This is a genomic window from Arthrobacter sp. SX1312 (genome assembly GCF_002929295.1).
Classification (GTDB): domain Bacteria; phylum Actinomycetota; class Actinomycetes; order Actinomycetales; family Micrococcaceae; genus Arthrobacter_D.
Genome location: NZ_PJIM01000010.1, coordinates 1 through 5,490, shown reverse-complemented (window position 1 = coordinate 5,490; position 5,490 = coordinate 1). Strand labels below are relative to the sequence as shown.

The window sequence follows — 5,490 nt, the reverse complement described above, 5'->3', positions numbered from 1 at the left end:
TCCCCGTGTCACCGTCGGGGGTCCGGGGGTTTCCTGGTTGCCCGGGAGCCCTGGTCCTTCTGGTGGGGGTGGGTGTGTGGTGTAAGTTATCGGCTTATTAGTACCGGTCAGCTTCACAGGTCTTTCGTCCCTGCTTCCACATCCGGCCTATCAACCCAGTGGTCTGGCTGGGGGCCTCTCACACTCTAGGTGTATGGAAATCTCATCTTGAAGCAGGCTTCCCGCTTAGATGCTTTCAGCGGTTATCCCATCCGAACGTAGCTAATCAGCGGTGCACTTGGCAGTACAACTGACACACCAGAGGTTCGTCCGTCCCGGTCCTCTCGTACTAAGGACAGCCCTTCTCAAATTTCCTGCGCGCGCAGCGGATAGGGACCGAACTGTCTCACGACGTTCTAAACCCAGCTCGCGTACCGCTTTAATGGGCGAACAGCCCAACCCTTGGGACCTACTCCAGCCCCAGGATGCGACGAGCCGACATCGAGGTGCCAAACCATGCCGTCGATATGGACTCTTGGGCAAGATCAGCCTGTTATCCCCGAGGTACCTTTTATCCGTTGAGCGACGGCCATTCCACAATGTGCCGCCGGATCACTAGTCCCGACTTTCGTCCCTGCTTGAGATGTCTCTCTCACAGTCAAGCTCCCTTGTGCACTTACACTCGCCACCTGATTGCCAACCAGGCTGAGGGAACCTTTGGGCGCCTCCGTTACTTTTTAGGAGGCAACCGCCCCAGTTAAACTACCCATCAGGCACTGTCCCTGACCCGGATTACGGGCCGAAGTTAGATATCCAGAGTGACCAGAGTGGTATTTCAACGATGACTCCACGTGAACTGGCGTCCACGCTTCACAGTCTCCCACCTATCCTACACAAGCCACACCGAACACCAATACCAAACTATAGTGAAGGTCTCGGGGTCTTTCCGTCCTGCTGCGCGTAACGAGCATCTTTACTCGTACTGCAATTTCGCCGAGTTTATGGTTGAGACAGCGGGGAAGTCGTTACTCCATTCGTGCAGGTCGGAACTTACCCGACAAGGAATTTCGCTACCTTAGGATGGTTATAGTTACCACCGCCGTTTACTGGGGCTTAAATTCCCAGCTTCGTCCCACGCAAGCGTGAAACTAACCGGTCCTCTTAACCTTCCAGCACCGGGCAGGAGTCAGTCCGTATACATCGTCTTGCGACTTCGCACGGACCTGTGTTTTTAGTAAACAGTCGCTTCCCCCTGGTCTCTGCGGCCCTGATCCGCTCCGGCGAGCTAGTCGCCATCACAGTTGGGGCCCCCCTTCTCCCGAAGTTACGGGGGCATTTTGCCGAGTTCCTTAACCATAATTCTCTCGATCGCCTTAGTATTCTCTACCTGATCACCTGTGTCGGTTTGGGGTACGGGCGGCTGGAACCTCGCGCCGATGCTTTTCTCGGCAGCATAGGATCACCAAATTCCCCCATACGGGGGTCCCATCAGATCTCAGGCCCGTGATCGAACACAAGAACGCGGATTTGCCTACGTTCTGCCCTACATCCTTAGACCGGGACAACCATCGCCCGGCTTGGCTACCTTCCTGCGTCACACCTGTTAATACGCTTACCTCCCGAGATCAGGTCCCGCGATCCACAAAAAACCACGTCACCACAAGGGTGGGCGGTCATGCTTCTGGCGGTTAGTATCCCTCGATCAGTATTGGCGGTTCTTCGCCGGTACGGGAATATCAACCCGTTGTCCATCGACTACGCCTGTCGGCCTCGCCTTAGGTCCCGACTTACCCAGGGCAGATTAGCTTGACCCTGGAACCCTTGATCATTCGGCGGACGGGTTTCTCACCCGTCTTTCGCTACTCATGCCTGCATTCTCACTCGTGTGGGCTCCACCGCTGGTTTACACCGCGACTTCACTGCCCACACGACGCTCCCCTACCCATCCACACCCCTGAACTCAGGAGAACAAGTCTCCGGCTTGGGATCTATGTGAATGCCACAACTTCGGCGGTGTACTTGAGCCCCGCTACATTGTCGGCGCGGAATCACTTGACCAGTGAGCTATTACGCACTCTTTCAAGGGTGGCTGCTTCTAAGCCAACCTCCTGGTTGTCTGGGCAACTCCACATCCTTTCCCACTTAGCACACGCTTAGGGGCCTTAGTTGGTGGTCTGGGCTGTTTCCCTCTCGACTATGAAGCTTATCCCCCACAGTCTCACTGCTGCGCTCTCACTTACCGGCATTCGGAGTTTGGCTGACGTCAGTAACCTTGTAGGGCCCATTAGCCATCCAGTAGCTCTACCTCCGGTAAGAAACACGCAACGCTGCACCTAAATGCATTTCGGGGAGAACCAGCTATCACGAAGTTTGATTGGCCTTTCACCCCTACCCACAGCTCATCCCCTCCATTTTCAACTGAAGTGGGTTCGGTCCTCCACGACGTCTTACCGTCGCTTCAACCTGGCCATGGGTAGATCACTTCGCTTCGGGTCTAGATCACGCCACTGCAACGCCCTATTCAGACTCGCTTTCGCTACGGCTTCCCCACACGGGTTAACCTCGCGACGTAACACTAACTCGCAGGCTCATTCTTCAAAAGGCACGCCGTCACAGAAACAAAGTCTGCTCCGACGGTTTGTAGGCACACGGTTTCAGGTACTATTTCACTCCCCTCCCGGGGTACTTTTCACCTTTCCCTCACGGTACTGGTCCGCTATCGGTCATCAGGGAGTATTTAGGCTTACCAGGTGGTCCTGGCAGATTCGCACGGGATTTCTCGGGCCCCGTGCTACTTGGGATCCTCTCCAAACGGCGTCACGCATTACGGTTACGGGACTTACACCCTCTCCGGCCGGGCTTTCAAACCCGTTCACCTATACGCACGCACTCATTTCACCAGTCCGGCAGAACTGGAACGGAAAGTCCCACAACCCCAGTGATGCAACGCCCGCCGGCTATCACACACCACTGGTTTAGCCTGATCCGCGTTCGCTCGCCACTACTGACGGAATCACTATTGTTTTCTCTTCCTGTGGGTACTGAGATGTTTCACTTCCCCACGTTCCCTCCACGTACCCTATGTGTTCAGATACGGGTCACCCGGTCACTCGCGCGCCGGGCGGGGTTTCCCCATTCGGACATCCTGGGATCAAAGTTCGGTTATCAACTCCCCCAGGCTTATCGCAGATTCCCACGTCCTTCTTCGGCTCCTGATGCCAAGGCATCCACCGTGTGCCCTTAAAAACTTGACCACTAAGATCAAAAACATATCGAGAAAACCAGGCCCGACCCGAAGATCGGAACCAGATTATTCTTAGAAATTGCTTCTTTTTAAGATGCTCGCGTCCACTATGCAGTTCTCAACCAACAACCCCGACACACCCCCACCCACCCCCGACAGGGACAGACAGAGCATGCGCGGGAAAACCAGAAACAACCCGACCCCACACCCCCACCGATTACACCACCCCCGCACGAGAACGACACCCACAACAGGCATCCCCTCGAAACCGGGACCGGCACAACCAGCACAGAACATGGAGCCCTGTTATCTCAGGACCCAACAGTGTGCCAAACAGTAAAACCCGGTAACCCCCACCAACCACACGCTTTCCAGAACCCCGAAGGGAACGTACTCACCAGCCGGCAGGCACTACCAGGCACCTATCCATTGATATTCCACCCATGAGCACCCACCGCGGAACAAACGCCCGCGCTATGGGCTGACTCCTGCGAACCACACACCCACCACTGAAGGACAGGCACATGATCCGAGGCGCTCCTTAGAAAGGAGGTGATCCAGCCGCACCTTCCGGTACGGCTACCTTGTTACGACTTAGTCCCAATCGCCGGTCCCACCTTCGACGGCTCCCTCCCACAAGGGGTTAGGCCACCGGCTTCGGGTGTTACCAACTTTCGTGACTTGACGGGCGGTGTGTACAAGGCCCGGGAACGTATTCACCGCAGCGTTGCTGATCTGCGATTACTAGCGACTCCAACTTCATGAGGTCGAGTTGCAGACCTCAATCCGAACTGAGACCGGCTTTTTGGGATTAGCTCCACCTCACAGTATCGCAACCCTTTGTACCGGCCATTGTAGCATGCGTGAAGCCCAAGACATAAGGGGCATGATGATTTGACGTCGTCCCCACCTTCCTCCGAGTTGACCCCGGCAGTCTCCCATGAGTCCCCGGCATAACCCGCTGGCAACATGGAACGAGGGTTGCGCTCGTTGCGGGACTTAACCCAACATCTCACGACACGAGCTGACGACAACCATGCACCACCTGTAAACCGGCCACAAGTGGCTGACACATCTCTGCATCATTCCGGTTCATGTCAAGCCTTGGTAAGGTTCTTCGCGTTGCATCGAATTAATCCGCATGCTCCGCCGCTTGTGCGGGCCCCCGTCAATTCCTTTGAGTTTTAGCCTTGCGGCCGTACTCCCCAGGCGGGGCACTTAATGCGTTAGCTACGGCGCGGAAAACGTGGAATGTCCCCCACACCTAGTGCCCAACGTTTACGGCATGGACTACCAGGGTATCTAATCCTGTTCGCTCCCCATGCTTTCGCTCCTCAGCGTCAGTTACAGCCCAGAGACCTGCCTTCGCCATCGGTGTTCCTCCTGATATCTGCGCATTTCACCGCTACACCAGGAATTCCAGTCTCCCCTACTGCACTCTAGTCTGCCCGTACCCACCGCAGATCCGGAGTTAAGCCCCGGACTTTCACGGCAGACGCGACAAACCGCCTACGAGCTCTTTACGCCCAATAATTCCGGATAACGCTTGCGCCCTACGTATTACCGCGGCTGCTGGCACGTAGTTAGCCGGCGCTTCTTCTGCAGGTACCGTCACCAACCCCGAAGGACCGGCTTCTTCCCTACTGAAAGAGGTTTACAACCCGAAGGCCTTCATCCCTCACGCGGCGTCGCTGCATCAGGCTTGCGCCCATTGTGCAATATTCCCCACTGCTGCCTCCCGTAGGAGTCTGGGCCGTGTCTCAGTCCCAGTGTGGCCGGTCACCCTCTCAGGCCGGCTACCCGTCGTCGCCTTGGTAGGCCATTACCCCACCAACAAGCTGATAGGCCGCGAGTCCATCCAAAACCACAAAAGCTTTCCACCAACACCGCATGCGCGGGAAGGTCGTATCCAGTATTAGACCCGGTTTCCCAGGCTTATCCCAGAGTCAAGGGCAGGTTACTCACGTGTTACTCACCCGTTCGCCACTAATCCCCCCACAAGTGAGGTTCATCGTTCGACTTGCATGTGTTAAGCACGCCGCCAGCGTTCATCCTGAGCCAGGATCAAACTCTCCGTAAATGCATTACAGACACAACAATGACACCCGGGAAAACGGGCGACACCACTGCACAAAATTCGAAACCAGCCAAAAAAACCAGCCACCACACACCAGGTGCGCAGCAACCAGCAAATTCAACCAATCAAAAAACAATCGGTATCAACAAACTTGGCACACTATTGAGTTCTCAAACAACAGGAACAACCG

Annotated in this window: 2 rRNA genes; both read right to left on the bottom strand. The window is 55.7% G+C overall.

Features of this window, described 5'->3' with window-relative positions:
- Positions 1-76: 76 nt before the first annotated feature.
- A 23S ribosomal RNA gene (locus CXQ92_RS17400) occupies positions 77-3,233 on the bottom strand.
- A gap of 535 nt (positions 3,234-3,768) precedes the next feature.
- A 16S ribosomal RNA gene (locus CXQ92_RS17395) occupies positions 3,769-5,303 on the bottom strand.
- The 16S and 23S rRNA genes sit together here, the layout of an rRNA operon.
- Positions 5,304-5,490 lie beyond the last annotated feature (187 nt).